Origin of the sequence: Parapedobacter lycopersici (assembly GCF_024643285.1) — a bacterium.
In the GTDB taxonomy this organism is placed as follows: Bacteria; Bacteroidota; Bacteroidia; order Sphingobacteriales; family Sphingobacteriaceae; genus Parapedobacter; species Parapedobacter lycopersici.
The window spans coordinates 90,006-114,395 of sequence record NZ_JAMSLW010000004.1 but is presented as its reverse complement, the minus strand read 5'-3'; the positions used below and the strand labels follow the sequence as shown (position 1 = coordinate 114,395).

Sequence of the window (24,390 nt, the reverse complement as noted above, 5' to 3'; positions counted from 1 at the left end):
TTCCAAAAAATTATTTTTGCGGTTCATGCATACCATACAACTCAAAAAGGGAAAAGACAAGGCGGCTTTTCAGTATCATCCGTGGATATTTTCGGGGGCTGTAGAGCGGTCGCCGGAGGCCACGGAAAATGGAGAACTGGTAGAGGTGATTAATCATGCAGGTGATTTTGTCGCCTATGGTTATTACAACGACCAATCGCGGGTGGCCATCAGGTTGCTTGAGTGGCGTGTTGACTGCCCTCCTGATGAGCAGTGGTGGCGTCAAAAAATACGACGTGCCGTGCATGCAAGGACAGCTCTGCTGCAGTCGGCGGATACCAATACCTTTCGGCTTATCTTTGGGGAAGCTGACTACCTACCTGGTTTAATTGTGGACCGTTATGCTGATTTTATTTCACTGCAGGTTCATGCCTCCGGCGTGGAGCGGATGAAACCGGTCATCATTGATGAACTGAATTCACTGCTACACCCCCATGGGATATATGAGCGCAGTGATGCCCGGGCACAGCAACATGAGGGGCTGACTACGGAGAATGGGTTGTTGGCAGGTGTATTACCCCCGGAATGGGTAACGGTAAAAGAGCACGGAATTTACTATGGTGTAAATATTGTGGAAGGGCAGAAATCGGGTTTCTATTGCGACCAGCGCGATAATCGGTTGATTACCGCCGGATATGCCCGTGATAAACGGGTACTCGATTGTTTTTGTTATTCGGGCGGGTTTTCACTTAATGCGCTAGCCCGTGGTGCCCGTGAAGTGATCAGCGTTGACAGCTCGGCGTTGGCGCTTGAGGCACTGGGAAAAAACATGGAGCAGAATGCATTTGACCGCAATAATCACCGGATGATCCAAGCCGACGTAAACAAGCAGTTACGTGCCTTTGCGGATGCTGGGGAGCGGTTCGATCTCCTGATACTTGATCCGCCGAAATATGCCCCTTCACGCTCCAGCCTCGATAAGGCGGCCCGCGCTTACAAAGAGTTAAACAGAAGGGGGCTGTTGCTGCTGGAAAGCGGCGGTTTGATGGCTACGTTCTCCTGCTCGGCGGCCATGGATATGGGTACATTTAAACAGGTGCTCGCCTGGGCGGCGTTGGATGCGGATAAGGAAATTCAGTTTATCCATCAGTTCTCTCAACCGGAAGACCATCCAATAAGGGCTTCGTTTCCCGAAGGGGAGTACCTGAAGGGATTACTGGTCCGGGTGGTATAAGGGCGGAAGTACCGCATTTGTCGCAGCTATAGCAGTGCGATGAATACGCATATGTATGTATTTATTGCATATAGGGAAAAGGCGGTCAGTCTTTTTGGGAGAGTGCGGCCAGAATCACATCGCAGGCAGCTATGATTTCTGTCTCACTGATGGTGAGTGGCGGGGCGATGCGCAAGGCGGTTTCGCAATGCAGAAACCAGTCGATCATTACACCATGGGAGGCACAATAGGCACTGACGGCGGACACCTGGCGGAAGGTGTCCAGCTGCAAGCACAACATCAGGCCTTTTCCGCGGATTTCGTGTATTGCCGGATGCTGCAATCGTTGCCGGAACAACTGCGCTTTTTCCTCCACATGCTGCAGGAGGCTGTCTCCGGTGATTACGCGAAGCGATGCCAGCGCCGCTGCACAGCTGACGGGATGGCCGCCGAAAGTGGTAATATGCCCTAATATGGGGTTTTCTTTGATGACGTCCATGATCCGTTTATTGGCGATAAACGCCCCGATGGGCATACCGCCGCCCATGCCTTTGGCGAGCAGCAGGATGTCGGGTACTATTCCATAGTGTTCAAAAGCGAATAACCGGCCTGTACGGCCGAACCCGGTCTGTATCTCATCAAAAATAAGTATGGCACCCACTTCATCACAGCGTTTGCGGACGGCCTGCATATATGCCGGAGTTGGCACCCGAATGCCTGCCTCACCCTGTATTGCTTCAAGTACAACCGCTGCGGTGGCATCGGTAATCCGGTCGAGGTCATCAAAATCGTGATATCGGATAAATCGGATACCCGGTAGCAGGGGAGCATAAGCCCGTCGGTATTCGGGGTTTCCAATGAGGCTCAGCGCGCCTTGAGTACTGCCATGATATGCTTTGTCTGCCGCAATGATCTCTTGCCTGCCAGTAAACTTTTTAGCGATTTTCATTGCCCCTTCCGTGGCTTCGGTTCCGGAATTGGTGAAGTAGACACTGTTGAGTTGCTGGGGAAGTAATGCAAGTAGCGCGGTAGCCAGCTGTACCTGCGGTGCCTGGACAAATTCGCCGTAAACCGTTACGTGCAGGTATTTGTTGAGTTGATCAGATATGGCCTCCAGCACTTCGGGGTGGCGGTGACCGATGTTGCTGACGGCAAAACCGGACACCAGATCGATATATTTCTCGCCGTTGGGGCCAAAGAGATAGACTCCCTCGGCCCGGTCGACCTCAATAAGTCGTGGGGCATCCGAAGTCTGGGCAGTGTTCAATAAGAAAAGCTGGCGATTATTAAGCATACTTCATCGTGGTGGACTTGTTATTCCTGGTCCCGTCCGTTTCTGCGTTGCTGTAGTTCGCGCATCAGGTAATTGCGGAATTCTTCTTCCACGGCAAAAAACTGCGAAGCACGTGCCGCACCAATGACATTGGAAAAGCGTTGGCGGTAAATTTTCTTAAGCTCCAGTTCCTTGGCGTCAAATGCCAGGACATCACGGCTGGAATTAAATCCGTTAGGTTGCAGCGATTGGCTCTGGCTTTGCAGGTAAGTACGAGCGGCTGGGCGCCTGTCCCGTTTTTCCTGCCGCAGTTTGGAAAACTCTGCCCGGTATTGGTTATAAATCGGGAAAAACTTTTCCGCCTCCCCCGGTGAGAGGTCGAGCTCTTTCGTAATAAACGCAATCTTTTCCATTTCGATCCGCTCAAAACGCGCTGCCCGGCTCTCTTGCGCCCATACACTGGTTGCTATGGATGACAGCAGTACAGCGATCACGATCTTGAAATAGTTAGCCATGGTCATTTTACAGCGTATTATTGAGGTATGCTTCGATATCCTCTTCACTTAATTCGTTTAATTCGACGGCAATGTCATCGTCCCGGTCCAGGTACTCCGCAATATATGTGATATCGGCTGGCTCGCCGTAAAACTCGAGGTAACTCAGTATTTCCTGATCAGATACCGTTGCTAAACGGCTCTCTTCGCGGTTGACTAATCCGAGATATCCCATTATACCCAATACACCTGCCACACAGGCCGCTGCGGCATATCGCAGCCATGTCCGGGGGATTATTCTTCTGACGGGAGGAACTGCCAGCACCGGTTCATCCTGGCTTATCCGGTTGAGTAGAGCGGCTTGGGAGACTTCAAAATAACCCGCTGGCACGGTAAAGCCCGAAGCGCCGGCTTTCTCCCTTAATTTTTCCTCTGCAACTTTAATCAGTATTCGGTCCTGCAGTTGATCGAAATACTCCGCATGTGGAGTGAATGCAGCTTCTGAAGCAACGATGTGCTGACACCGTTGAAGGATACGGCGATTTGATTCTTCAAAATAATGATCCGGCACGGTAAATGGAGTGGCCTGCAGGGAACCGGCTGATTCCTCCAATCCGTTCAAATCATGGTGTGTATCTTTTTCCTTCATGGTACTGCTTAGATACAAATGGTATCCGAAGGTTTAATCATGCGCCTCAAAAAACTGTGCTATTTTCTTTACTGCCAAATGGTAAGAGGCTTTCAGCGCCCCGACACTGGTGCCGACAATTTCTGAAATTTCTTCGTATTTCAAATCGTCAAAATATTTCATGTTGAAGACCAGTCGTTGTTTTTCAGGAAGGGTCAGCAATGCCTGCTGTAATTTCAGCTGCGCCTGGGTTCCATTGAAATACGTATGGTCGGCCAGTGAATCAACCAGATATGCTGAACTCTCATCATCCAGGGAAATTTGCTGGCGCTGTTTCTTTTTGTTCAAAAATGTGATACATTCATTCGTGGCAATCCGGTAAAGCCAGGTGTATAGTTGCGCATCCTCCCGGAAGTTGCCCAAGTTTTTCCACACCTTGACGAAGATATCCTGTACCAGGTCATCGGCATCATCGTGGTCGATGACCAGCCGGCGCACATGCCAATAAATCTTTTGCTGATACTTTTTCAATAACTGGGCAAACGCCTCGTCACGTGTACGCTCATCTGCAAATTTTTCCAGTATTTGGGCGTCTTCCATAGCTCAGGCGTGCGCAAAGCCACACACGCAGGGATTACTTTCGTTTAATTACCCGTTGTACGGCAGTCACGATGTTCGCTGCATTTAAGCCGTACTTTTCCATTAATTGCGCCGGTGTACCGCTCTCGCCAAAGCTGTCGTTTACCGCCACATATTCCTGGGGAGTAGGCCGGTGTTTGGCTAATACCTGGGCAATACTGTCGCCCAACCCACCGAGCCGGTTGTGTTCTTCGGCAGTGACCACGCAACCCGTTTTGGCTACCGACCGCAGCACGGCCTCCTCATCGAGTGGTTTAATGGTGTGAATATTAATAATTTCTGCATCAATACCGAGATCGGCTAGCTGCTCACCGGCCTGTATCGCTTCCCACACCAGGTGGCCAGTGGCGAAAATGCTTACGTCTTTACCTTCGTTAACCATCCATGCCTTGCCTATTTCAAATTTTTGATTGGCATCGGTAAAAACAGGAACAACCGGCCGACCGAAACGTAGGTAAACGGGGCCATGATGATCTGCAATGGCCATAGTAGCCGCCTTTGTCTGATTATAATCGCATGGATTGATTACCGTCATTCCGGGTAGCATTTTCATCAGCCCTATATCTTCCAGAATCTGGTGCGTGGCGCCGTCCTCCCCTAAAGTCAGCCCGGCATGTGAAGCACATATTTTTACATTTTTGTCGGAATAGGCGATCGACTGCCGGATCTGATCATAAACGCGTCCGGTTGAAAAATTGGCAAACGTCCCCGTATATGGGATCTTTCCGCCAATCGTTAACCCTGCTGCGATGCCCATCATATTGGCCTCAGCAATTCCGATCTGGAAAAACCGCTCGGGAAACGCTTTGATAAAATCGTTCATTTTGAGGGAACCGATCAAGTCAGCACACAATGCAACCACCCGGTCGTTGCGGCGGCCAGCTTCCAATAATCCTGCCCCGAATCCTGAACGGGTATCTTTCTTTTCAGTATATGTATATTTTTTCATGGTTATCCGTTAATAGTCTCCCAGGGTTTCTTCCAATTGGGCCAGTGCAGCGGCGAGTTGCTCATCATTCGGTGCCACGCCATGCCATTTGTGCGACCCCATCATGAAGTCCACACCATTACCCATCTCGGTTTTCATAAGGATTAATACCGGTTTTCCTTTGCCGGTATGTGCTTTCGCCTCCTGAAGCCCTGACACCACTTCGGCCATGACGTTGCCATTCATTTCCATTACATCCCAGCCAAAAGATTCCCATTTAGCTTTCAGATTGCCAAGCGATAAAACGTCTTCCGTAGCGCCGTCGATCTGTTGGCCATTATAATCGATAGTAGCAATCAGATTGTCCACCTTATTGTATGGGGCGTACATGGCTGCTTCCCAAATCTGTCCCTCCTGTTGTTCACCGTCTCCCATCAGCGCATAAACCAGGTTATCGTCGTGGTTCAGCTTCTTTGCCAGTGCTGCGCCGATTGCCACGGAAAGTCCCTGTCCCAATGATCCGGATGCTACACGGATGCCCGGAAGCCCCTCGTGGGTAGTGGGGTGACCCTGCAGACGGGAGTCAATTTTTCTGAATGTCGCCAGTTCACTGACTTCGAAATACCCAGCGCGGGCCAGTGTGCTGTAGAACACGGGGGATATGTGACCATTGGAGAGGAAAAAAAGATCTTCTCCAATGCCATCCATTTCAAATCCCTGTTTCCGCTTCATGATGCTAAAATACAGGGCTACAAAAAAGTCAGTGCAGCCTAATGATCCACCGGGGTGTCCCGACTGACAAGCATGTACCATGCGCACGATATCGCGCCTGACCTGCGATGCAATTTTTTCCAGTTTGGTGATGTCTTCGCTCATTTTATATACTTGCTTCAGATTTTGGTGCTAAAGTTAGTTATTTTAGGTTAGATATGGGATGCAAGATGTCAGATTGGGTAACACGGTGCACCGACTGGAAGGATATGGTGTGGCGATTATAGCATGGGTGCCAATATCTTCCACACGTTGTCTGCCAGTATCTGGTGGCCTTCTGCGGTTGGGTGGATGCCATCCTGCTGATTCAGCGCTGTTTCTCCGGCCACACCATCGAGGAGGAACGGAATAAACGCCATGTTGTTTTCCTTGGCCAGTGCCGGAAATATGGTTCTGAAGGCCTGTACATAGGTGCCTCCCATACTCGGCGGCACCATCATGCCAGCCAGTACCAATTGACAATCCGGATACTTCTTTTTTACCTTGTTAATGATACTTTGTAGATTTTTCTGCGTCTCATCTGTCGGGATGCCCCGGAGTCCGTCATTAGCCCCCAGTTCGAGTACGAAAACAGCTATCTCCTCATTGAGCAGCCAATCGATGCGTTCGTTTCCGCCTGCCGATGTTTCACCGCTTAATCCGCCGTTAATTACCCGGTACGGCAGTTCGAGGGAATCAATCCGTTGTTGAATAATTCCAGGAAAGGCAAGGTCCTGACGCTCCAGACCCAATCCGGCAGTAAGGCTATTGCCAAAAAAAAGAATGTTTTTGATTTTTTTCTGGGATCGAATTGCAGTATCCTGTAATGTTCCGGTTGCGCTGGCAGATTCTTTTTGCCCGGGTGAATTGCTGCAGGCAGCGAAAAAAGTCGCAACCAACATAAAAAGTACTCCCGGTAGCTTATATTTTAAGAGAAAAGGAGAAACAACAGACTTCATATCGGCGGTGGAATTACATAGCCTCTGCTACCACTTCCTGTACTTCGGGTACCATCCGCTTTAACAGGCCTTCTATACCCGCTTTCAGCGTAATGGTCGATGATGGGCAGCCACTGCACGAACCACGCAGTTCAACAACCACGGTTCCTTCCGCAAAGGATTTGTAACTGATGGCGCCGCCGTCCTGTTCTACTGCCGGCCTTACATAATCGTGCAGGATCTGCTGAATTTTGATCTCCGTTTCCGTGCCTTCAAAATTTACGTTTTCGTCTTTTTCAATTTCCTGCACCTTAAGTTCGGCTTCTACCGCACCCTTGACGAAATCCTTGAGGATCGCTTCGATATCTTCCCACTCCGCATCGTCGGTTTTGGTAATGGTTACGAAATTACTGGCAAAAAATACCCCGTTCACGAAATTAAACTTAAAAAGTTCGCGCGCAAAAGGGGAGGCATTTGCTTTTTCCTGATCCGGAAAATCCAGACTTCCGTTGATCAATAATTTGTTGACCAGGAACTTCATGGTTGCCGGATTAGGGGTATATTCGGTATATACGTTAATAGTAGCCATTTTATACACTGTTTTTACAAAGGTATTAAATTCCATGTGTATTTCAGTCAGCGTGAGGTCAAAGGGTAGATTTCTACATGTTACGTGCGTATACGAGCACATTTATGTGATGATAGTTCAGTCAGATTCGCCACGTAAAAGACGCCCGGACCTGCAAACGGCTGCAATGGGTATCAAGGTTGTAGGTTCTGGAACGCGGGAAGCGCATACATGGGCCGGCTTATACGCTTATCGCCGGGAAATGAATAAGGGAGGCTAGTCGGCGTCATTAGCAGGAGGCGCTGGATCCTGCTGCGGCTCTTTCACCTTATTAACGAGTTCCCTACCTGTTTTGCCCGCTTGTGTGGCTAAATCGGCAATCTTATTACCTGCTCCTGTAAATAACTGCTGTAACCGCTCGCCATCGTCCGTTTTGAAATCCTGTAGTGAAGTGACCTCATTCATCCCCGATACATCAAACTGCAAATAAGGTGCTTCAGGGAACCCCATTGCCCTGGCAATGAATACTGTTGGAATCCGTAACCTTTTTGTGTTGTATTCCTTAACGGCGTGATTGTATTTTTCGCGGCTTTCCTGGATGTTCTGCTCGCACTGCTGTATACTATCCACCAACCGGTGATACTGTTCATTGGCTTTTAGGTTAGGAAATTTTTCGGCAATTCCCTGAACCGTGGCCAGTACAGTGCCGGATTGCTGATAGGAGTTGGCTAGGTTGGTAGCCGACGTATCCTGCGATACCTTAAGCTGGATCAGCTGTTCACCTTCCTGGTAATTTTTCACCACATCGATCAACTGGTTAATTAATGCTAACTTTTTGCTGATTGCTACCTGAGCATTGGAAGCCTTTTCACGTACATCCTGCGCCAATTTCTGCAATCCATTGTAGGAACTGGCGGCCACGATGAGGAAGAGTACGAGCAGAGTAATAAAGGAAAATAACATAATACGATATGTGTTAACGATTCTGGTTGGATAGCAGGATGGGTACATAAAATTCGCCATCGGTAATGATCACTTCTTTCAGGTCTGGATACGTTGTATAAGCATGCATCGAAAACGTGCCCTTGACGGTTGTATCGTTAATCTGGCTAAACTGGGCAGATGCAACATCTTTCACTTCAAATGGAAGTGATGGTGATTGGTAAAGCTGCGCATGGTACTTTTCAGCCGATGCGCTGTAATGCGAACCGAAGACCTTCGAAATACGTTGATTGTATTCGGGCCACTCAAGCCGTTCCGAAAGTTGGTAGACCGTGCCTGTCTTGAGTGGTCCGGCATCCGTAACGGCAAGGAAAATCGCATCCCTATTCTGATCGTTTTCCTGCAAACGTCCTTGTATAAGGCATTGCCGGGCATCAGTATCGGGTAGCGTAAGAAATATTGCGTAGACTAGTTGCTTATCTGTGTATTCGTGGTTCACTCCGTTGGCTTTATATCGAATATAGTACGCCCCGGGAGCATCCGTTTTTTCAATCGGTCCATCATTCGATTTACTGCACGCACTTGCCAAAAGTCCCAGGCAAACCAGTATGGCGATAAAACGTAAAGGATAATTGTCCATCGTGGTGATTTTTCTTTTTCTCAAATAGAAGCTTCTTCTATGAAAAAAACAACACACAATGATTAACTGCCGCTTCATAATGATTAACTGCTGATGCTGGATGAATATGTGTGATGGGCCTGATCGCTGCGGGCTGATCACCCCATGGCATTGCGCTATTTTAAATTGTATATACCCTTATCTTTCTGTAAGTTTGATTCAGAAATCTCTGCAAATGAAGAAACTGGCAACCTTTACCTGTGTTTCAATGATTTGTTTATCTGCTACGGGGCAAACGCCCGTTGATTCGCTTAAGAATGAATTGGCCAGCCTTTCCTCAGCCGATACAACCCGCGTAACCTTACTGCTCAATATCGCGGATGCGCTTGTCTGGAATGATCCACAGGAAGCCTTAACATATGTAAAACAGGCAGCCCGGTTAACCGACGATCTCCGATGGCAAAAGGGTAAAGCGTATGCCTTACGGCAAGAAGGCGTTATATACTACGAGCAATCAGATCCAATACGTGCGATGGACCGGTTTCACGAAGCACTGAAGGCTGCAGAACCGTTGCAGGACCGATCTTTCGAGGCTTCTATTTATAACAACATCGCCAATATCTACAGCGATCTTAAACAATACGATATGGCGCTTGACCATTACAGGCGCTTATTAGCCGTTTCCGAAGCACTCCGGGACACGACGAGGATCATTATTGCCACAGTAAACATGGCCAGTGTGTATATCGAACAGCAACAACTATCGATGGGTATCGCTAGTCTGAACCAGGCACTTCCATTAGCCCAGTATATTAAAAATAAGCGATTTGAAATGGCTATCCAAAATAACCTGGGTAGGGCACTGTCTAAACAGGGTGACGACGAGTTGGCGCTTGGGCATTTCAACAGCTGTTTACAGCTCGCCGAACAATTGGGTAGCGACGGCATCAAAGCCAACGTGCTCAATAGCATCGCTGAAATCATGTTCAATCGGCACCAATATGCCCAGGCCGAAGACCGGAGCAAAGAGGCACTTGCACTGGCGGAAAAAGTAGCTGCCCTCGAATGGCAAGCTAATGCCTGGCAGACGTTAAGTAACATCCACGAACGCCAACACAGGCCAGGTGAGGCGTTGCACGCTTATAAACAGTTCATCACTCTTCGTGACAGTGCTGTAAATGATGGAAAAAAAGCGGAGATCACCCGAAAGGAAATGCAGTTTGCGTTGGAGAAACAGGAGGCGGCAGCTGTTGCTGAGATGATACGCCAACGAAGCATCACCTATGCCGTCATTGGCGTGGCTTTGGTGATCATGGGTGCATTTGCTATTGGTTGGCGCTTGTACAAGCGTAAACGCGACAGCGATGAGCTTAAGAAGATCGCTGAATTTGAAGCATTGGTGGCCGACACGGAGATGAAAGCGTTGCGGGCCCAATTGAACCCGCATTTTATCTTTAACGCGTTGAATGCCATTGGCAACAGTATTGCTGAACAGGATTTTGATGCCGCGGGAAGTTACCTCACCCGATTTGCCAAACTCATTCGGCAGATTCTGGAAAATTCAGAGCATAAGGAAATTCCCTTAACCACAGATTTGGAACTGTTAACGGGATACATTCAGCTCGAATCAATGCGATTACAGGGAAAATTCACATACGGGGTAGACGTCGCCGCTGACATCGATCCCGAAAATACCCTTGTGCCGCCGCTGATCCTGCAACCCTTGATCGAAAATAGTATCTGGCATGGAATCCTGCCCAAAAAAGGTCCGGGGCATATACAAATCCGGGTGCAGAAAGAAGAAGAATCACTTTGCTATACCGTGGAAGACAATGGTATAGGAAGAGCGAATGTAAACGGGCGGTCTACTACAGCGAAACGGTCCATGGGAATTGCGCTGACAAAAGCACGGGTTTCAATTGCGGGCACGCATCAAAATAAACCATCGGCTATTTTGTTTGACGATTTGCCCGATGGACTGGCTGTAACGGTGAAACTGCCGTTGTCCCTACAATTTTAATCAAATACACATGATCAATGCCGTTATCATAGACGACGAGCCGCACTGTATCCAGCACCTGCAGCGGCTCCTGCAATACCATGCTCAAGATAGCGTGCGGCTATTGGGCGCGTTTGAGAATATCGAACAGGGGATGGTTGCTATTGAAGAGCTGAAGCCCAACTTGCTGTTTTTGGATGTTCAGCTGCAGGGAGAGACGGGCTTTGACCTACTGCGCCAGCTTGATATTAGCCGGATAGCCGTTATTTTCACTACAGCCTATGATCAATATGCCGTGCAGGCATTCCGCTTCAGCGCGACGGACTACCTGCTCAAGCCCATTGATGGTGACGATTTGATGGAAAGCCTGCGGAAAGTAACCGACAATATCAACAAAAAAGAGACGGCTGCCCGATATGAACTTTTATTTGAGCATTTAGATCATCCGCCTGGTATGCAGGCCAAAATTGCATTACCATCTGCCGAAGGGTGGGATTTTATTTCAATCGATAAGATCATTCGATGCGAGGCCCAGGGTAATTATACGTTATTTATTTTACGGGAAGCGAAACCACTCTTGGTATCAAGGACATTAAAAGGGTACGAGCAATTGCTGGAGAACCGGGGTTTTTTCCGGATTCACCATGCGCACCTGATCAATCTGGACCATGTCAATAAGTACCACAAAAGTGGCTTTGTGACCCTGAACGATGGGTCCACTGTTGAAGTGTCCACCAGAAGGCGGGAAGCCTTTGTAGCCCGGATAACGGCACGTAGCAGATAATCTTCCTTTGTCCTTTAATCGAATGCTTAATCCAGGATGGTAGTCAGGAGGTAATTTTTCGTGATATTAGTCTATAGGAATAATCAGGACTTGTATCTTTGATGTTATATAGTTAATTAGGTTTGATTTGATGAAAGCGATCCAGTTATTTTTAGTGGGGTTATTTATGGCTGTTACCATAGCCAATGGTCAGGAAGCACCCACAGCGTCTAAAACGGTATTAGTAGATTCGGCCCTGGCCCAGCCTTTATTTGCAGTGGACGGCGGGCAGACTACCGTGGGCCAGGTATTGGCTGCCAATCGGGGAAAGACCGTACTGCTATACGTATGGGCCACTTGGTGCCCTGATTGTATCAAGGGATTCCCGGCGCTCTATGCGCTCCAGCGGGCTAATCCGGATGTTCATTTTTTGTTCCTTTCCTTGGACCGTGAAGCGCAACGCTGGACCGGCGGGATTGAAAAATATCAGCTAAAAGGGGAGCATTACTGGTTTAAAACCGGATGGAAAAATGCATTTACGAATTACATCGACCTGAACTGGATCCCGCGGTACATGGTCATTGATCCAGAGGGTAATATCGCCAGCTATTATGCAATTAATGCCGATGACCCGACTATTCAGCAGGCCATCGACGATATCGCAGACCGGTAACGGACGGTTTAAACCCCTGTATAATTCGCCGGCGTGATGGACTTAAGTTCGGTTTTCACGCGCTCATCGACATTAAGTCCGTCAACAAAGCCAGCAATTGCCTCTTGTGTCACGGCCTCATTGATGCGTGTCAGTTCTTTAAGCGCTTCATAGGGTTTCGGATAGCCTTCGCGTCGCAGTATGGTCTGTATGGCTTCAGCCACTACAGCCCAGTTTTGCTCCAGATCGGCCTTTAATGCGTTTTCGTTCAGAATAAGTTTCTGAAGCCCACGGACCGTCGATTTTATTGCAATCAATATATGCGCCATCGGAACGCCGATGTTGCGCAGTACGGTGGAGTCGGTCAGGTCGCGCTGCAACCTGGAAATCGGCAATTTAGCTGCCAGGTGTTCCAGCAACGCACTGGCGATACCCAGGTTGCCTTCTGCATTCTCAAAATCAATGGGATTCACCTTATGGGGCATAGCCGACGAGCCAATCTGGCCTTTGGTGATTTTCTGCTTGAAATAATCCATGGAGATATACGTCCAAATATCCCTGCAAAGGTCAATCAAGATCGTATTAATGCGTTTCAGCGCATCACAATGCGCGGCAAAATAATCGTAATGCTCAATCTGGGTGGTGGTTTTTGAACGGTGTAGGCCAAGCGTGTCCTCAACGAACGCATTGCCAAAAGCAACCCAGTCCGTTTCCGGGTAGGCGACCTTATGGGCATTGAAATTGCCGGTGGCCCCCCCAAATTTAGCACCATAGGGTATTGCTTCCAGTTGCTGGCGCTGCGCGATCAGCCGTTCGGTAAAAACGCGGATTTCCTTTCCCAGCCGCGTAGGAGAAGCTGGCTGTCCATGTGTCCGGGCAAGCATAGGTACCTCCGACCAATCGGTAGCCAGGCGGTCCAGCGCATCGATCAGCGCATTCAGCTGTGGCAGATAAACCTCAGTAAGGGCTTTCTTCCAGGAGTAGGGAATGGCGGTGTTGTTTATGTCCTGTGAAGTCAATCCAAAATGGATAAATTCGAGCGAATCGGTCAACCCCATCGCTTCGAAACGGTCTTTCAGGAAATATTCGACCGCTTTTACGTCGTGATTGGTTTCTTTCTCTTTCGTTTTGATCCATTGCGCATCTTCGAGTGAAAACTGCTCGTAAATAGCCCTTAATCTGCTATTAAGTGTACCGTCGAAATGCCGCAACTGCGGGATACCGCTATTGCAAAGACGAATAAAATACTCGACCTCAACAAACACCCGGTATTTTATGAGTGCATATTCGGAAAAGTAGTCCGCCAGTTCCTTCGTGGCGTTATGGTAGCGGCCGTCAACAGGAGAAACAGCCGTAAGCGGTAATAAGTCCATGCATTATGATTTGTCGCAAAGGTAAAAAAATGTAGGGAGAAACTTAAGGAAACGAAGGACTCTGCATGGAATCTGTGGTTTTTAACGAATCTCTGCTCCTGGCACGCGAGGTGTCGCCCCACGTCGGGGAGTCATCCGAAAGTGTATCTGTTAACATGGAATCGCCGGCTGACCCGTCAAGGTAAGGCGATCGTTCTTCATTTTGTCCGCGGTTTCCACAGGATAATGCCATCAGGCCAACCGAAATCAGCAGAATTAGTGCACCTGCTTTCAGGATCGCTATTTTTTGTTGTAAAGTGTTCAAATAAGAAGTCATCGTCGTCTATATTATGTGTGTTTACTAAAAGCAACAGCAGCTTCTGCCAGATGTTTTAAAAAACAGCCAATTTCGAATTCATGTTAACAAAAACGGGCTACGGTTGTTACCCTAACAGACAAACAGACGTTCCGCACATGGCAGATCATAATGAAAGTCAGCATAAAATACTTATTGCACTGATCGCAATCCATAAAGAACGCATCGCGCTGTACGAAGAGCTGGTGCGGCATGTGCCAGGCAATCCGATCGAATTGCGGTCAGCACTGGAAGACCTGATTGCCCAAGCGCGCATGTTCAAGCAGGCCCTCATTGAGGCATTAACTGGCTATGGTGAACTGTCGGACATTGGGAATGAATCTGACCGGCCGGCATTCTATGAAACCTGGTGCAGGCAGGTGGCGGCCATACGCGACCGGCCGTCCACGGTGCAACTTATGCACATTGAGCAGGCGATGCAGCTGGCCTATGAAATGGCCCAGGCTGACCTGCAGGACGAAACGCTCGGCGATATGCTCCAAAGCCAGCGGGACGAACTTGATTATAACATCACCAAACTTCATCTTCTTATCCGGAAAACAACGGATAACCCCGAATAAAAGCAATCACGGATATGAAAGTAGTGAAACAGGAACTGACAACTATTTATCGGGATGCATTGAAATTATTGCTCGATTCAGGATGCGACTTTATGGTAGGCGGCGGTTTCGCGGTTGTTCAATATACCGGCATTTTTCGGGATACCAAAGACCTGGATGTATTCTGCAGGGCAGCAGATTATCCAAAGATACTGAAATGTTTTGCCAGCAACGGATACCGTACGGAACTGACGGACGTGAGGTGGCTTGCCAAGATTTTTAAAAATGACTATTTTATTGACATTATTTTTGATACCGTAAACAACATCTGCACGGTGGATGATGTATGGTTCGATCATGCGCAGGTGGGCGATTTCTGCGGCCTGGATGTAAAATTCATTCCCCCGGAAGAATTGATCTGGTGCAAGATATACGTTCAGAACCGGGAAAGAAATGACAGCGCCGACATTAATCATATTTTATTGAAATACGGACGTAACCTGGATTGGTCGCGCCTGTTGCAGCGGCTTGATGCACACTGGCACCTGCTACTTTCACAGCTGACCATTTTCCAATTCGTTTATCCGGCTGATTATCGGGATATCATTCCCGATTGGCTGTACCACGATTTGCTGGCCCGGGCCCGGGAACAATACGAGCTGCCCCCACCCGTTGAAAAAGTATGCCGTGGACCATTAATTGATCAAACCCAGTATGCAACCGATATCAAATCGTGGGGATATAAAGCATACACCATTAAAACCGTATGAATACAATGGAAGCAGTAAAAAAGCGGGTCCGCATTGCGGCCACAGCCGATTTGCATGTCCGTGAAACCGATCGCGGAAAATGGAAAGATTACTTCAAGGCAATCTGTCAGGAGGCTGATATCCTGGTGTTAGCAGGCGACCTGACGGATACGGGTGATGAGGATGAGGCGGCATTGTTGGTGGAAGAACTGAAAGGGTGTAACCTGTCTGTCGTGGGGGTATTGGGGAACCATGATTATGAAAAGGACCGTCAAAAACTAATCAAACAAGTGCTTAATGAAGCAGGTGTGCAGGTCCTGGATGGAGAATCAGCCATTATACAGGGGATAGGTTTTGCAGGGATAAAGGGTTTTGGCGGTGGTTTTGGCAACCATATGCTCGCTAAATTCGGTGAGGGTATGATGAAAGCGTTCGTGCAGGAAGCCGTGGAAGAGGCGCTCAAACTGGAACGTGCCCTGGCCCGCCTGGGGCAGCACCATGGTCACCTGAACAAGATCGCCATCATGCACTATGCACCGCTGGCAGCCACCGTTGAGGGGGAACCATTGGAGATCTATCCTTTCCTGGGATCTTCGCGCCTTTTGGAGCCGTTGCAGCGCAATAAAGTGGCCGCAGTTTTTCATGGGCATGCACATATGGGCCAATACGAAGGGCAGACTGCGGATGGTACGAACGTCTGGAACGTATCCCTGCCGGTGCTGGCCAGACAGGGTAAAATCCAACCGTTCCACCTGATGGAGGTCGAAGCCATGGACAACGAAGTAACACAACGTATTCAGTAGGGTATCCATATATCAATGGACGAATAGCATAATAATTTGAATGATAACAACATGAGTAAACACCTTTACCAAAGCGGCATTATCGGAAATTGCGCCTTTATGGCTCACGTGCAGATGAACACTAATATTTCCTGGTTATGCTGGCCATCGTTTGACAGTTCATTTATTTTTGGAAGCATGCTCGATGAGGATAAGGGCGGAGAATTCTCCATACTTCCCGTGGGTGATTACAGCAGCAAACAGTATTACATCGAAAACACCAATATCATCCGCACCGAAATAACAACCGGTGACGGCACTTACCGGATTACGGATTTTGCCCCGCGCTTCAGGCAGTACCAGCGATATTTCAAGCCACTGATGCTGATCCGGAAAATCGAACCGCTGACGACCGACCGGCCCCGGATCCATATCAAGTGCCGGCCGGTGCATGCACATGGTCTCGGGCATTTTGAAAAGTACAGGGGCAGCAACCACGTGGAGTTCCGGAATGGTACAGAACAGTTGCGGCTTACAACCAATATACCGGTAAGTCATTTTTTCGGAGAAACCCCGATCGTTTTAAGTGAAACCAAGTACCTCGTACTCACGTACGGCAATCCCCTGGAAGCTCCACTTGAGCGGACCGTGGAAGAATTTCTGCGGGAAACCATTACCTATTGGCGTACCTGGATTAAGCATGCGACCATCTCGACTTTTTATCAGGAAGAAGTGATCCGTTCGGCGCTTACCTTAAAACTGCACCAGTACGAAGATACCGGTGCGATTATCGCGGCGAGTACCACCAGTCTGCCTGAATATCCCGGCAGTGGCCGGAACTGGGACTACCGATATTGCTGGTTGCGGGACAGCTACTATGTCCTTTCGGCCCTGAACCACATCGGCCAGTTTGAGGAAATGGAACAATATGCGCATTACATTACCGATATCACACATGCCGACACCGGTCGGCTGCAGCCACTTTATGGAATTAACGGGCAGCTGAAGCTAAGCGAAAAAATGCTTGACCACCTCGCCGGTTATCAGGGGAATAAACCTGTCAGGGTAGGCAACCAGGCTTATGAGCACATTCAGAATGACGTATACGGACAGGCTATGATTGCCCTACTGCCGTTGTATACCGATCACCGGTTTGTATTCAGGGAACGATCCGACACTGCCAGGTGGGTTGATTACATCCTTAAAAAAATAGAAGAGACCATTGACGAACAGGATGCGGGGATATGGGAGTTCCGGAATTTCGCTAATCATCACTGCTATTCCAATTTGTTTCAATGGGCCGGCTGTGCTGCAGCCCAGAAAATCGGCGTGGCCATCGGTGACGACGAGCTCATCCAGCGCGCCAAGGCACTTGGGCAGCGGGCCACCCAGTATGTTGAACGTTGTTACGATGAAAAACGACAGGTGTATACCAATGCGGTAGATAGCCCGCACTTGGACGCCAGTACGTTACAGCTGATCATGATGCATTATCTCGATCCGGCTTCCGACCGGGCGCAGCATCACCTACGGGCGCTGGAAAAGGAATTGAAGACCCCCCAGGGCCTTTTTTACCGTTACCTCCATGCCGACGATTTTGGCCGGCCGAAGTCCACGTTTTTAATCTGCGCTTTCTGGTATGTGGAAGCACTGGCATGTGTCGGACGCATTGACGAAGCTGTTTCGACATTTGAACGGCTATTGAGTTATTCCAACCACCTGATGCTATTCAGTGAAGATGTCGATGAAAATGACGGAAGCCAGTGGGGGAATTTTCCACAAGCCTACAGCCACGTAGGGTTGATGAACGCAGCCTACCGGATTTCCATGAAGTTGGATCGTCCGATCTTTCTTCCGTAAAACGGAAGTCTGCCGGTCTGTTATTGAATGAGTGATCCGAGCAAATGCCGCACATCCTGCCACCGCTTTACATAATAGCGGGCAGCGGACATCACGTCCCCCACTTTGATGGTAATGGCCGTATCGGGGAGCACTTCGAATGTGTCCTCATCGGTGCGGTCGTCGCCAATGGCCAGTATAAAATCGTAATGGTTGCCATGCAGGATATCCAGTGTCGCCCGTCCCTTATTTACCTCGGCACTCCTTATTTCTACCACTTTGTCACCATCCAGCAGTTGAAGGCCAAAGGTTGAAGAGAAATTTTTCAGGCTGTCAATCAGTTCGTTGGCTCGGAGGATCCCCAGGCCGGTTTCTACTTTGCGGTAGTGCCACGCAAGCGAAAAGCTCTTCTCCTCTACAAAAGCGCCCGGCGTCCGGTCGGCATACGATTCCATTAAGACGCCGACCTCTTCTTTCCATCGGTTGGACAATCCGGATTTAAGCCGCCACGGTGTTTCCGGATCCTTGGTCCATACCCCGTGCTCCGCCACCAGGCTGTACCTGGTTCCATTAAACCATTTGTCCAGTGTTTGGTGTTTTCGGCCGCTGATAATCACCATGTGATTGGCCACATCGCGGTCCAGGGCGTTCAAAAGCGTGTAAAGCGCCTCGTCGGGAGAGGCTTTGTCAATGTCGTCGTGAAACCCGACCAACGTTCCGTCGTAGTCGAGCAGGAGCAACCTGCTGGACGCCTGCCGGTAAGCTGAAATAATCCGGTCATTAATTTCCTCGTGTACCAGCCTGGCTTTTGTAGATTGTTGCAATGATTTGATTTCTTTTAATCGGTTCATAAATAATCTGGCCCAATGGTGTACGGTGAATTTAAACACCAATGCGCGCATGTTTTCCATCCTTCGTCGTTCTTCTTCGCGGGGCATGTCCAACGCCGTCAGCAGCGCATCCCTGATGTCGTGAATGTTATTCGGGTTTACGATCAGCGCATCGATCAACTCCTTGGATGCCCCAGCCATTTCACTTAGGATCAGAATACCATCGAGATTCTTCCGACAGGCGACATACTCCTTACAGACGAGATTCATCCCGTCGCGCATCGGCGTCACCAGGCAGATATCAGCGGCATTATACAGCGCGGTAATCTCTTCCATGGGGTAACCGTGATAAAAATAAGCGATCGGATACCAGTCGAATGTACCATACCGCCCATTAATATTACCAACCAGCTGGTCGATATGCTCCTTTAATCTGCGGTACTCCGGCACGGTGTCCCGCGAGGGAACCACCACCATATACAGCGTAATCTTTTTCAGGTACTCGGGATGTTCACTGAACAGCAGTTCAAAAGCGTTGAGTCGCTGTATGATGCCCTTACTGTAATCAAGCCGGTCAATGCAAAGAATAATTTTTTGCCCGTCAAAATTCTGTTTCAACTCCCTGACCCGTTTCAACACCCCTTTGTCGATCGAAAGCCGGGCAAATTTTTCACTGTCAATCCCCATGGGATAAGGTTCAGCAAAAACGGCGCGCCCGTCCACTTCCAGGCGGTTAAACCGACTGTGTATCGGCGAGAGCCGGGTGGCTGAACTTACAAAGTGCCGGACATCATCAAAGGTATGAAAACCCAGTAAATCGGCACCCAGCATGCCGCCCAGCAGTTCGCTGCGCCATGGGATCAAACGGAAAAGTTCCTGCGAAGGGAATGGAATGTGCTGAAAGAAGGCAATGGTAGCATCCGGCAATGCCTCGCGAATCAGTCCCGGCAGCAGCAACAGCTGGTAATCGTGGATCCAGATGGTGTCGTTCGCACCCGCATGCTCCAGCACGGCATCGCGGAAACGCTCGTTTACCCGCTGGTAAGTTTCCCAATTATTGATGTCGTAATTGGCATACGTACTGATGTAATGGAAAATCGGCCAGAGCACCTCGTTGGAAAAACCTTCGTAAAATCCATTGATTTCTTCCTCCGTCAGAAACAGCGGCACCAGTTGCTGTTTTTTCAGTGCCGTCCGGAAATAAGCCTGTTGGTCTGCATCCGCGATGTATAATCCGGGCCACCCGATCCAGATATTTCCTTCTTGTTTATGGATAGATGCCAGCCCTGTGGCCAGTCCGCCTTCGCTGGGCTGGAGTTCCGGTCCGTCTGTGCCTTCAGAAATCCTGACGGGTAACCGGTTGGAGACAATAATGGTTTTACTCACGCTTCTTTGGTTTCACGCTGATGGGCATCGCGTCCATCATGCGCAATCATATTTACTTGGTGCTTAATATAATCAATTTAATCCATACCCGCAATCAGATCGTAATCCTTCCGCCGGTTACCGGCAACGTTGCTCCGGATACATAATTGGCTTCGTCTGATGCTAGAAATACATACGCGGTTGCCACTTCCGCAGGCTGGCCCGGCCGTTTAAACGGGGTATTTTCACCAAAATGTTCATGTTCCGGTATCGTGGAAGGGATGAGCGGTGTCCAAATCGGTCCGGGTGCAACCGCATTGACCCGGATTCCCTTCCGTTGCTCCAGCAATATCTGACTGAGATTAGCAGAAAAATTCTGGATTGCCGCTTTAGTTGCAGCGTAGGGGAGGAGCGTGGCATTTGGTTCATAAGCATTGACAGATGTCGTATTTATGATACTTGATCCGGGGCGCATATGCGGGACGGCCGCCTTACACAGGTAGAACATGCTGTGAATATTGACGGCAAATGTTTTTTGCCATTCGTCGGCAGAGATGTCCTGCAGGGTTTTGCGCGACATCTGGAACGCGGCATTGTTGACCAGTATGTCAATGGTGCCAAATTCGCTTACCGCTGTTTCGATAATGTGCTGACAGTGTTGCTCCCGGCTGATGTCACCTTTAAGCAATACCGCCTGCTGTCCGGCTTCCCGTATGTAAGCCGCGGTATCTTCGGCATCCTCATCCTCCATATCGGCCAGGTAACTGATGAGCACATCTGCTCCTTCACGGGCAAATGCAATGGCCACAGCTTTGCCAATTCCCGAATCGCTACCGGTGATAATGGCTTTTTTGCCCGTTAACCGGCCTGATCCGCGGTAGGTCTTTTCTCCATGGTCGGCCCGTGGCACCAGGTCGCTTTCCTTTCCGGGGATTTCCTGGGGTTGTTTTGGGAAAGGCGGACTGGGGTAACGGTCGGCCGGATTCCCCTGTTCCCCTGCTGTGCCGGTGTTATGGTTCCCTTCTCCTGAATTGCTTTGATTCGTCATCATTGAAAGTTATTACTGAATTGTATACCACTAACAATTTACCGGATGTGTAGTTTTAATTTAATGGGATCCGTTAATGCAACCGGCCACTTTCCATCCAAAAGATGTTATCGCCAGTACGTTTCAAAACATTTAAGCAACCTGCACTGTTAAGGAAAAACAATAACACAGCTACTTATGGCAATTAAGAAAGAAAGTGAGGCACTCTCCGCCGGAGGAAAAGCACTGCCCAATAAAAAGGCGAGCGACCTGATTCGGGCACGACACGATCTCAAAGACAAAAAGGAGCAAAAGAATTACGAAGGGGGCATTGACCCGCAGGATGAACAGTTGAATACCCTTCCCGAAGGAACCGGCTCACAACAGGGCAATTCCAAACCGGGGGGCGGAAACCGCATACATCGTGATCCGGCCGGATCGGATAAAGACCGGGATTAACCAGATACATGCGGAAGGTATACGAAAACGATCCGGTGCATTTGCCCGAGGTGGTCCGTTGTGCGCGGTTACTTGCTGATAAGGGGCTGACAGTTGCTTTCGCCGAAAGTGCGACAGGGGGGCGCCTGTGTGCCGAATTTACGCTTGCGCCGAATGCGGGGGCATTTTTAAAAGGGTCTATCGTGTGTTATGACGCCTGCATCAAACATGCCTTACTCGGGGTACCGATGGCAGCCATTGAACGCCACACCGCTGAGTCCAGTGAGGTGACCCGCCTGCTGGCCCTCGGATTAAAAAACTGCATCGACGCGGACATCTACATCGCTGTTACCGGACTGACGCATCCCGGTGGCAGCGAGAGTGCGGCGAAACCGGTAGGTACCATGTTTATCCACCTGTTGGACAGCCGTGGAGAGGTTAGCCTTCGGAAAACATTCGAAGGAAATCCCGAAACCATCGTGTTGCAGACCATATCGGAGATCGCCAATCACCTGATCCGGCATTTTTAATGCTGAATAAATATGTTTATCTTGTAAAAATTTTTGAAACAAAAAGACGTATATATTGTATACTTCCCAAAGTAACCATTTGAGCAGTATATAATCGTTTTTTAGGGGATATAAACTTAAATTATTCTTACATTTTTCCAGCGCACTACTTCAATGAAGAAAAAAATTCTTTACATCGAAGACGATCCGGACATGGCAGAAATCGTTTCCGAAATCATACAATACGAGCATTATGAAGTGATCACAGATAGTGGAAAGTCAATGTATAAATACCTGGCAGGTGGGGAGGTAGGCCTTATCCTCATGGATGAGGGACTGAGCTGGTGCTGGGGCAGCAATCTTTGCCGGGAATTGAGGTCAAATAAAGACACGGCAGAGATTCCGATCATTATGATCTCGGCGGTCCGGGAGATTCAGGATATTGCAGCGAGCTGTGGTGCCAATGCGTACATACGCAAACCGTTTGAAATATATGACGTGATTGATGCGATCAATGAACATTACCCTAAGAGCCTTTCCTAATTTGGTGAGTTTTTAGTGTTTTTGAACTTTAATCCATCGATGTATATGTTTGAGGGGCATTGACCCCAAGGAGTCGTTTAATAAATTCAGTGAATCAACACAGATTGGTATGAAAGCAAACAAAGTACATCGTAATTTGGCAGGCGCTATGCTGGCTGCCTCTTCCCTGGGTTCAGCACAATTATCCGATTCAGGCCGGAGGGATCGGAATAGACATGACGGCAGAAATGACGATGCGTCTTTTCGAAGCCTCGAAAATTTTAAGATGGCACTGCTCTTTAATGAGGTCCAGGGTCAGTTCGGAAAAAAATAGAAAACCTAAAACATTCCATCCCCGGCCGTGTATATGTACATGGAGGAAATACAGGATGACTTATGTTGCGCAACAGCTGTTGCAGCTATTGGGAAGGTGGTCGGTTGGCTCAATACAAAAATTTGCCGAGGAGCTTCATGTCGACCCTTCGGAACTGTTTAGTGCCGTAACCGAATTGCGCGGAGCGGGCTATCTGGTAACCTATGCCATGAAAGACAGTCAGCTTCCCGGTAATAAAATGCTGGAGATCACCCAGGAAGGCCTCGACTTTATCGCTGCATATGATGGACAAACCGAGCAGGGACGATGAACCCCGGCCTGCTGTGCCACGAACCAAATTACGGTACATCCCGGATAACGTACCGGGCTATACCCGCGTCAAACGTGGTAGGGGTGTCTATTATGCAGACCCCGAAAACAATCGGATAACCGATGAAAAGACACTGGATCGCTTCCAGGCACTGGCCATTCCGCCCGCCTGGGGTGAGGTGTGGATATGCCCCAGTAAAAAAGGACATTTACAGGCCACTGGATTGGATGAGGAGGGCAGGAAGCAATATCTTTATCATCCCGCGTGGACAGCGGAAAGGCAACAGAAGAAAATTCGAAGGATGGTGGCCTTCGGCGAAGCGTTGCCGCGTATCAGGCGGCGGATGGCCCGCGATATCCGGTACCACACGCCAATAAGGGAAAAAGTCATCGCCATTGCCCTTCGGGTGATGGAAGAAACACTGATTCGGGTGGGCAGTGATCAATACCTGCATCGCTACAGCAGCCATGGATTAACCACGCTTAAAAAGAAACACATTAACATTTCGGACAATATCATTACGTGCTGTTTCCGCGGGAAAAAGAAAGTATATCATGAAATACAGCTTCAGCATTCCCGGTTGGCGGCCTGGTTAATGGAAGTGCAACAATTGGCCGGGCCGTTCTTCTTTCAGTACGTGGACGCGGCAGGTAAACCATGTCGGCTCCGCGCCCGTGATATCAACAGTTACCTCCAGCGAAATTCGGCTGTTGCATTTTCGTCGAAGGACTACCGGACCTGGTATGCCGGCCTCTGGACATTCCGCCTGCTGGCCGGATACCCCGAATATACCGATGACAAAACTTGCAAAGCCAATATTATTGAGGTGCTTGATGCGGTTTCCGAACGCCTGGGTAATACACGTTCCGTTTGCAGGCAATATTATGTGCCGGATAATCTCCTGGCTGCCTATGAAGATGGCACGTTACTGCCCTATCTTTTTAAAAGCAGGCAATACCGCCGGTTGCCGACATTGAAACAGTCAGAAACCCATTTGTTGGCATTTTTGCGTACCCACATGGAAAAAAGGTAA

At 49.0% G+C, this 24,390-nt stretch carries 28 protein-coding genes; 14 read left to right on the top strand and 14 right to left on the bottom strand.

The genetic code is table 11. The features are described from left to right. Positions 1–25: 25 nt before the first annotated feature. A complete protein-coding gene (locus tag NEV57_RS09720) occupies positions 26–1,213 on the top strand; it encodes a class I SAM-dependent rRNA methyltransferase (RefSeq protein ID WP_257658129.1) in 1,188 nt (395 codons plus the stop codon). An 85-nt stretch (positions 1,214–1,298) separates the two neighbouring features. Here NEV57_RS09720 and NEV57_RS09715 read toward each other — a convergent pair whose 3' ends face one another. The 10 genes from NEV57_RS09715 to NEV57_RS09670 form a co-directional block, all read right to left on the bottom strand. After that, entirely contained in the window at positions 1,299–2,486 is a 1,188-nt protein-coding gene (locus NEV57_RS09715; RefSeq protein ID WP_257658128.1) for an aspartate aminotransferase family protein, read from the bottom strand. A gap of 20 nt (positions 2,487–2,506) precedes the next feature. Beyond that, the gene (locus tag NEV57_RS09710; protein WP_257658127.1) at positions 2,507–2,980 is read right to left on the bottom strand and encodes a hypothetical protein; all 474 of its coding nucleotides are present in this window, start codon (positions 2,978–2,980) and stop codon (positions 2,507–2,509) included. A gap of 7 nt (positions 2,981–2,987) precedes the next feature. Beyond that, complete coding sequence (locus tag NEV57_RS09705; RefSeq protein WP_257658126.1) at positions 2,988–3,608, bottom strand: hypothetical protein; 621 nt, start codon at positions 3,606–3,608, stop codon at positions 2,988–2,990. A 33-nt stretch (positions 3,609–3,641) separates the two neighbouring features. Continuing rightward, on the bottom strand, positions 3,642–4,187 hold the full coding sequence (locus NEV57_RS09700; protein WP_257658125.1) for an RNA polymerase sigma factor: 546 nt from the start codon (positions 4,185–4,187) through the stop codon (positions 3,642–3,644). A 34-nt stretch (positions 4,188–4,221) separates the two neighbouring features. Continuing rightward, positions 4,222–5,175, bottom strand: a complete 954-nt coding sequence (locus NEV57_RS09695) for a transketolase family protein (RefSeq protein WP_257658124.1) — start codon at positions 5,173–5,175, stop codon at positions 4,222–4,224. 9 nt (positions 5,176–5,184) lie between these two features. Further along, positions 5,185–6,030, bottom strand: a complete 846-nt coding sequence (locus tag NEV57_RS09690; RefSeq protein WP_257658123.1) for a transketolase — start codon at positions 6,028–6,030, stop codon at positions 5,185–5,187. 116 nt (positions 6,031–6,146) lie between these two features. Then, the gene (locus NEV57_RS09685) at positions 6,147–6,863 is read right to left on the bottom strand and encodes an arylesterase (protein ID WP_257658122.1); all 717 of its coding nucleotides are present in this window, start codon (positions 6,861–6,863) and stop codon (positions 6,147–6,149) included. A gap of 13 nt (positions 6,864–6,876) precedes the next feature. Beyond that, on the bottom strand, positions 6,877–7,431 hold the full coding sequence (locus NEV57_RS09680) for a NifU family protein (protein WP_257658121.1): 555 nt from the start codon (positions 7,429–7,431) through the stop codon (positions 6,877–6,879). Between the two features lie 255 nt (positions 7,432–7,686). Then, complete coding sequence (locus NEV57_RS09675; protein ID WP_257658120.1) at positions 7,687–8,373, bottom strand: LemA family protein; 687 nt, start codon at positions 8,371–8,373, stop codon at positions 7,687–7,689. Between the two features lie 13 nt (positions 8,374–8,386). Beyond that, complete coding sequence (locus tag NEV57_RS09670) at positions 8,387–8,992, bottom strand: hypothetical protein (protein WP_257658119.1); 606 nt, start codon at positions 8,990–8,992, stop codon at positions 8,387–8,389. A 214-nt stretch (positions 8,993–9,206) separates the two neighbouring features. On the opposite strand from NEV57_RS09670, the gene NEV57_RS09665 reads away from it, so the two are divergent. From NEV57_RS09665 to NEV57_RS09655, 3 genes are all read left to right on the top strand, one after another. Beyond that, positions 9,207–10,991: a tetratricopeptide repeat protein gene (locus NEV57_RS09665; protein ID WP_257658118.1), complete on the top strand. Its 1,785-nt coding sequence runs from the start codon at positions 9,207–9,209 to the stop codon at positions 10,989–10,991. Between the two features lie 10 nt (positions 10,992–11,001). Continuing rightward, positions 11,002–11,754, top strand: coding sequence for a LytR/AlgR family response regulator transcription factor (locus tag NEV57_RS09660; protein ID WP_257658117.1), 753 nt, complete (start codon positions 11,002–11,004; stop codon positions 11,752–11,754). Positions 11,755–11,884: 130 nt separating this feature from the next. Next, positions 11,885–12,406: a TlpA family protein disulfide reductase gene (locus NEV57_RS09655; RefSeq protein ID WP_257658377.1), complete on the top strand. Its 522-nt coding sequence runs from the start codon at positions 11,885–11,887 to the stop codon at positions 12,404–12,406. Positions 12,407–12,414: 8 nt separating this feature from the next. On the opposite strand, the gene purB is transcribed toward NEV57_RS09655, so the two are convergent. Together purB and NEV57_RS09645 are read right to left on the bottom strand one after the other, a co-directional pair. Continuing rightward, positions 12,415–13,758 (bottom strand): adenylosuccinate lyase, encoded by a 1,344-nt coding sequence (gene purB, locus NEV57_RS09650; protein WP_257658116.1) that lies wholly within the window; start codon positions 13,756–13,758, stop codon positions 12,415–12,417. A 43-nt stretch (positions 13,759–13,801) separates the two neighbouring features. Further along, complete coding sequence (locus tag NEV57_RS09645; protein WP_257658115.1) at positions 13,802–14,074, bottom strand: hypothetical protein; 273 nt, start codon at positions 14,072–14,074, stop codon at positions 13,802–13,804. 137 nt (positions 14,075–14,211) lie between these two features. Here NEV57_RS09645 and NEV57_RS09640 point away from each other — a divergent pair, with 137 nt between their 5' ends. Genes NEV57_RS09640 through NEV57_RS09625 form a run of 4 tightly spaced genes read left to right on the top strand, consistent with a single transcriptional unit; the run spans position 14,212 to position 18,043 of the window. Further along, positions 14,212–14,673, top strand: coding sequence for a hypothetical protein (locus NEV57_RS09640; protein WP_257658114.1), 462 nt, complete (start codon positions 14,212–14,214; stop codon positions 14,671–14,673). Between the two features lie 14 nt (positions 14,674–14,687). Next, positions 14,688–15,422, top strand: a complete 735-nt coding sequence (locus tag NEV57_RS09635; protein ID WP_257658113.1) for a nucleotidyltransferase — start codon at positions 14,688–14,690, stop codon at positions 15,420–15,422. Continuing rightward, positions 15,419–16,204, top strand: a complete 786-nt coding sequence (locus NEV57_RS09630; RefSeq protein WP_257658112.1) for a metallophosphoesterase family protein — start codon at positions 15,419–15,421, stop codon at positions 16,202–16,204. Before NEV57_RS09635 ends, NEV57_RS09630 begins: the two co-directional genes overlap by 4 nt. Positions 16,205–16,255: 51 nt before the next feature. Continuing rightward, a complete protein-coding gene (locus NEV57_RS09625; protein ID WP_257658111.1) occupies positions 16,256–18,043 on the top strand; it encodes a glycoside hydrolase family 15 protein in 1,788 nt (595 codons plus the stop codon). 20 nt (positions 18,044–18,063) lie between these two features. Here the strand turns inward: NEV57_RS09625 and NEV57_RS09620 are convergent, their stop codons facing one another. Beyond that, the gene (locus NEV57_RS09620; RefSeq protein ID WP_257658110.1) at positions 18,064–20,238 is read right to left on the bottom strand and encodes a bifunctional alpha,alpha-trehalose-phosphate synthase (UDP-forming)/trehalose-phosphatase; all 2,175 of its coding nucleotides are present in this window, start codon (positions 20,236–20,238) and stop codon (positions 18,064–18,066) included. Between the two features lie 94 nt (positions 20,239–20,332). Next, positions 20,333–21,268 carry a glucose 1-dehydrogenase gene (locus NEV57_RS09615; protein ID WP_257658109.1) on the bottom strand — a complete coding sequence of 312 codons (936 nt, stop codon included), beginning with the start codon at positions 21,266–21,268 and terminating at the stop codon, positions 20,333–20,335. 174 nt (positions 21,269–21,442) lie between these two features. Between NEV57_RS09615 and NEV57_RS09610 the strand changes: the two genes are divergently transcribed. The 6 genes from NEV57_RS09610 (at position 21,443) to NEV57_RS09585 (ending at position 24,390) form a co-directional block, all read left to right on the top strand. Next, positions 21,443–21,703 (top strand): hypothetical protein, encoded by a 261-nt coding sequence (locus NEV57_RS09610; RefSeq protein ID WP_257658108.1) that lies wholly within the window; start codon positions 21,443–21,445, stop codon positions 21,701–21,703. A gap of 8 nt (positions 21,704–21,711) precedes the next feature. Next, complete coding sequence (locus NEV57_RS09605) at positions 21,712–22,212, top strand: CinA family protein (RefSeq protein WP_257658107.1); 501 nt, start codon at positions 21,712–21,714, stop codon at positions 22,210–22,212. Positions 22,213–22,365: 153 nt separating this feature from the next. After that, on the top strand, positions 22,366–22,734 hold the full coding sequence (locus tag NEV57_RS09600; RefSeq protein WP_257658106.1) for a response regulator transcription factor: 369 nt from the start codon (positions 22,366–22,368) through the stop codon (positions 22,732–22,734). Between the two features lie 109 nt (positions 22,735–22,843). Continuing rightward, the gene (locus tag NEV57_RS09595) at positions 22,844–23,047 is read left to right on the top strand and encodes a hypothetical protein (protein WP_257658105.1); all 204 of its coding nucleotides are present in this window, start codon (positions 22,844–22,846) and stop codon (positions 23,045–23,047) included. 55 nt (positions 23,048–23,102) lie between these two features. Beyond that, the gene (locus NEV57_RS09590; protein ID WP_257658104.1) at positions 23,103–23,357 is read left to right on the top strand and encodes a hypothetical protein; all 255 of its coding nucleotides are present in this window, start codon (positions 23,103–23,105) and stop codon (positions 23,355–23,357) included. Continuing rightward, positions 23,329–24,390 carry a DNA topoisomerase IB gene (locus NEV57_RS09585; RefSeq protein ID WP_257658103.1) on the top strand — a complete coding sequence of 354 codons (1,062 nt, stop codon included), beginning with the start codon at positions 23,329–23,331 and terminating at the stop codon, positions 24,388–24,390. Before NEV57_RS09590 ends, NEV57_RS09585 begins: the two co-directional genes overlap by 29 nt.

Excerpts from the sequence above, each read along its gene's own strand:
- NEV57_RS09720 (WP_257658129.1), top strand. The coding sequence starts at position 26 with ATGCATACCATACAACTCAAAAAGGGAAAAGACAAGGCGGCTTTTCAG.
- NEV57_RS09715 (WP_257658128.1), bottom strand. The coding sequence starts at position 2,486 with ATGCTTAATAATCGCCAGCTTTTCTTATTGAACACTGCCCAGACTTCG.
- NEV57_RS09710 (WP_257658127.1), bottom strand. The coding sequence starts at position 2,980 with ATGGCTAACTATTTCAAGATCGTGATCGCTGTACTGCTGTCATCCATA.
- NEV57_RS09705 (WP_257658126.1), bottom strand. The coding sequence starts at position 3,608 with ATGAAGGAAAAAGATACACACCATGATTTGAACGGATTGGAGGAATCA.
- NEV57_RS09700 (WP_257658125.1), bottom strand. The coding sequence starts at position 4,187 with ATGGAAGACGCCCAAATACTGGAAAAATTTGCAGATGAGCGTACACGT.
- NEV57_RS09695 (WP_257658124.1), bottom strand. The coding sequence starts at position 5,175 with ATGAAAAAATATACATATACTGAAAAGAAAGATACCCGTTCAGGATTC.
- NEV57_RS09690 (WP_257658123.1), bottom strand. The coding sequence starts at position 6,030 with ATGAGCGAAGACATCACCAAACTGGAAAAAATTGCATCGCAGGTCAGG.
- NEV57_RS09685 (WP_257658122.1), bottom strand. The coding sequence starts at position 6,863 with ATGAAGTCTGTTGTTTCTCCTTTTCTCTTAAAATATAAGCTACCGGGA.
- NEV57_RS09680 (WP_257658121.1), bottom strand. The coding sequence starts at position 7,431 with ATGGCTACTATTAACGTATATACCGAATATACCCCTAATCCGGCAACC.
- NEV57_RS09675 (WP_257658120.1), bottom strand. The coding sequence starts at position 8,373 with ATGTTATTTTCCTTTATTACTCTGCTCGTACTCTTCCTCATCGTGGCC.
- NEV57_RS09670 (WP_257658119.1), bottom strand. The coding sequence starts at position 8,992 with ATGGACAATTATCCTTTACGTTTTATCGCCATACTGGTTTGCCTGGGA.
- NEV57_RS09665 (WP_257658118.1), top strand. The coding sequence starts at position 9,207 with ATGAAGAAACTGGCAACCTTTACCTGTGTTTCAATGATTTGTTTATCT.
- NEV57_RS09660 (WP_257658117.1), top strand. The coding sequence starts at position 11,002 with ATGATCAATGCCGTTATCATAGACGACGAGCCGCACTGTATCCAGCAC.
- NEV57_RS09655 (WP_257658377.1), top strand. The coding sequence starts at position 11,885 with ATGAAAGCGATCCAGTTATTTTTAGTGGGGTTATTTATGGCTGTTACC.
- purB (WP_257658116.1), bottom strand. The coding sequence starts at position 13,758 with ATGGACTTATTACCGCTTACGGCTGTTTCTCCTGTTGACGGCCGCTAC.
- NEV57_RS09645 (WP_257658115.1), bottom strand. The coding sequence starts at position 14,074 with ATGACTTCTTATTTGAACACTTTACAACAAAAAATAGCGATCCTGAAA.
- NEV57_RS09640 (WP_257658114.1), top strand. The coding sequence starts at position 14,212 with ATGGCAGATCATAATGAAAGTCAGCATAAAATACTTATTGCACTGATC.
- NEV57_RS09635 (WP_257658113.1), top strand. The coding sequence starts at position 14,688 with ATGAAAGTAGTGAAACAGGAACTGACAACTATTTATCGGGATGCATTG.
- NEV57_RS09630 (WP_257658112.1), top strand. The coding sequence starts at position 15,419 with ATGAATACAATGGAAGCAGTAAAAAAGCGGGTCCGCATTGCGGCCACA.
- NEV57_RS09625 (WP_257658111.1), top strand. The coding sequence starts at position 16,256 with ATGAGTAAACACCTTTACCAAAGCGGCATTATCGGAAATTGCGCCTTT.
- NEV57_RS09615 (WP_257658109.1), bottom strand. The coding sequence starts at position 21,268 with ATGATGACGAATCAAAGCAATTCAGGAGAAGGGAACCATAACACCGGC.
- NEV57_RS09610 (WP_257658108.1), top strand. The coding sequence starts at position 21,443 with ATGGCAATTAAGAAAGAAAGTGAGGCACTCTCCGCCGGAGGAAAAGCA.
- NEV57_RS09605 (WP_257658107.1), top strand. The coding sequence starts at position 21,712 with ATGCGGAAGGTATACGAAAACGATCCGGTGCATTTGCCCGAGGTGGTC.
- NEV57_RS09600 (WP_257658106.1), top strand. The coding sequence starts at position 22,366 with ATGAAGAAAAAAATTCTTTACATCGAAGACGATCCGGACATGGCAGAA.
- NEV57_RS09595 (WP_257658105.1), top strand. The coding sequence starts at position 22,844 with ATGAAAGCAAACAAAGTACATCGTAATTTGGCAGGCGCTATGCTGGCT.
- NEV57_RS09590 (WP_257658104.1), top strand. The coding sequence starts at position 23,103 with ATGACTTATGTTGCGCAACAGCTGTTGCAGCTATTGGGAAGGTGGTCG.
- NEV57_RS09585 (WP_257658103.1), top strand. The coding sequence starts at position 23,329 with ATGATGGACAAACCGAGCAGGGACGATGAACCCCGGCCTGCTGTGCCA.